The sequence below is a fragment of the Sphingomonas sp. NCPPB 2930 genome (assembly GCF_042867205.1).
In the GTDB taxonomy this organism is placed as follows: Bacteria; Pseudomonadota; Alphaproteobacteria; order Sphingomonadales; family Sphingomonadaceae; genus Sphingomonas.
The window spans coordinates 1-777 of record NZ_JBHZQU010000055.1; the positions used below are offsets into that span (position 1 = coordinate 1).

At 30.9% G+C, this 777-nt stretch carries 2 protein-coding genes; one reads left to right on the top strand and one right to left on the bottom strand.

Translation table 11 applies throughout. The features are described 5' to 3' along the window. Positions 1-360 (top strand): helix-turn-helix domain-containing protein (locus ACFX59_RS18295; RefSeq protein WP_387434488.1); only part of this gene is annotated, 360 nt, incomplete at its 5' end. Between the two features lie 321 nt (positions 361-681). Here ACFX59_RS18295 and ACFX59_RS18300 read toward each other — a convergent pair. Next, the coding region (locus tag ACFX59_RS18300) for a hypothetical protein (RefSeq protein WP_387434490.1) at positions 682-777 on the bottom strand (96 nt) is incomplete at its 5' end.

Here is a 777-nt window from a genome sequence, read left to right on the forward strand (position 1 = left end):
ATAGATAGTAGATTTAACATAGAGGGTGAAGGAATGGATGATATATTAGAAAATATAAGTAATCAGATACGAGACTTACGAGCTTCAAAGAAGATTACACAGCAAGAATTAGCAGAAAGAACAAATCTAAGCGTTCCTTATATCAGTCAGATAGAAAATAATCACAGAAATATCTCTTTGGAAACTTTTGTGAAGATTGTTGATGCTTTGGAAGTTCCATTGAGTGATTTTTTCTTACCTTATTCTGTGCCACAAGATACAGAAATGATGGAACTATTATTGAAGATTCAGAGACACCCACAGCATAAGATGATTGTTCATAAGGTTATGGAAATACTTGAATTAAGCCAAGATAGTTAGTGTAAAATAAAAAGCAACTAAAGTGTAATTTATCCGAAATATACCTAACCGTAGACAGTTACTTTAGTATCTATTGCTATTTCAATCATACTTCAGATTGTTATAGTCTCTTTTGAAGTAATTTTTAATAGTAATCTGTGGGTCAGGTAATTAGAAATTATTTGTACTTTTTGTATATTGTGAGGATTAGAGGTTACATTATTCAGATAAGAATGAGAATTATTTTTCTTTATTGAAGAAGTCGATTAAAAAACAAAAAGAAAAAAGAAAGCACTGAATCTAAGTATCCAGTGCTTATCTATTACTTTAAAAAACGTGTTACTAAATCCATTCCCCATTAGCATTTACAGTATAACCGTCAACTGTTGTGCTAACTGCTAATGCTCCTGAGCTATAAGAGTAGTACCACTTAGTGCT